We start from the raw sequence: 1591 nt of genomic DNA, 5'->3' as shown, positions 1-1591 counted from the left end.
CATGAGTACCAAGGCGACCCACCCACCCGACACGCCCCTCTACCCCATTCGGGAGGTTTCCCGATTGACCGGCGTGAATTCGGTGACCCTGCGCGCCTGGGAGCGCCGTTACGGTCTGATCTGCCCCCAGCGTACCCCCAAGGGGCACCGGCTCTACGCTCAGGACGACATCATCCGCATCGAGCGGATCCTGCAGTGGCTCAACCGCGGCGTGCCGGTGAGCCAGGTGGCCGACCTGCTCGACCAGCCGGAAACCGTGGAAGCGCCCGTGCCGGACGCCGGCGACTGGGCAAGCCAGCGCCAGCAGCTGCTCGCCACCATCGAGACCATCGACCTGCCGAGACTCGAGGCGCTCTACCAGCAGAGCCTGGCCCTCTATCCCTTGAGCATGGTGATCAACGAGCTCTGGCAGCCGGTGGTCAAGACCCTCGAGGCCAAGTGGGCCATCGAGCCGGACGAGCTGGTGCGCCGGGCGCTGGAGGCGTTTCTGCGCAGCCAGGTGGGGATTCGCCTGCACTATGCCAACCAGGCCACTCGCGGCCCCTTGATCCTGCTCAACGCCATGCCCGACGATCCGGGCCCGCTATGGGTGTTGATGGCCGCGCTGATGGCCAGCGAACAGGGCTACCGCGTACAGCTTCTCGATCACACCCTGCCACTTGCCGAGCTGCCCCAGGCGGTGAAGCGCCTGCACTGCTCCATGGTGCTGCTCACCAGCGGCCAGCGCGAGGCGGACGACTACGTTCGCCGCGCCCTGCCGGACACCGCCAAGACCCTGAACGTGCCGCTCGGTGTCTGCGGCGAAGTGGCGCGCCTGCGCGACGCCGAGCTTCGCGACAGCGATGTGCACATGCTCGGCGACGACCTGCCCCAGGCGATCGCCCGGCTGCGCCCACTGCTGCGCGAATCCGGCATCTTGTAGGGTAGCGCCCACGACCTAGTCTCCAGGGAGGGAGCCATGGGATTACAGCTGGTCTGGTTTCGCACCGATCTTCGCGTTCACGACAACACCGCCCTTGCCGCTGCGGCGGCGCAAGGGCCGGTGGTGGCAGTGTTTCTGAGAAGCGTCAAGCAGTGGCAGCGCCACGGCCACGGCGCCAACAAGATCGATTTCTGGCACCGCAACGTGCGCGCGCTCAAGGAGAGCCTGAACGCGCTGAACATTCCGCTGCTGTTTCGTGACATCGACACCTACGACGGCGCCGCCAAGGCGATCACCGAGATCGTGGCCGAGCACGACATCGAGCGCGTTCACTTCAATCATCAGTACCCGCTCAACGAGCGTCGCCGCGATCTGACGGTGCTCGAGGCGCTCAAGGCCAAGGGCGTCCCTGCTCACGGCCATCACGACGCCATCGCCTTCGCCCCGGGCACGCTCTCGACCGGCAAGGGCGAGTACTACAGCGTCTTCACGCCGTTCGCCAAGGCCTGGCACAAGAACGTCACCGAGGCACAGCTATCGCTGCGCGATACCCCTGCCAAGCAGACGCCGCTCTCCATCGGCAACAACGCCATCGCCGCGTTGCCGGATCTCGGCGGCACGCCGGTGGACAAGAATGCGTGGCCGGCCGGCGAGGAGGCCGCCGCCGAC

Annotated in this window: 2 protein-coding genes; both read left to right on the top strand. The window is 67.0% G+C overall.

From position 1 onward, the window contains the following. Position 1: 1 nt before the first annotated feature. A complete protein-coding gene (locus BIS11_RS17100; protein WP_253426685.1) occupies positions 2 to 922 on the top strand; it encodes a MerR family transcriptional regulator in 921 nt (306 codons plus the stop codon). A 36-nt stretch (positions 923 to 958) separates the two neighbouring features. Continuing rightward, the coding region (locus tag BIS11_RS17095; RefSeq protein WP_253586658.1) for a deoxyribodipyrimidine photo-lyase at positions 959 to 1591 on the top strand (633 nt) is incomplete at its 3' end.

Origin of the sequence: Halomonas sp. 707D4 (assembly GCF_024158685.1) — a bacterium.
Lineage (GTDB): Bacteria > Pseudomonadota > Gammaproteobacteria > Pseudomonadales > Halomonadaceae > Vreelandella.
Note: the sequence above shows the minus strand (reverse complement) of the source record. Positions and strands in the feature narration are given on the sequence as shown.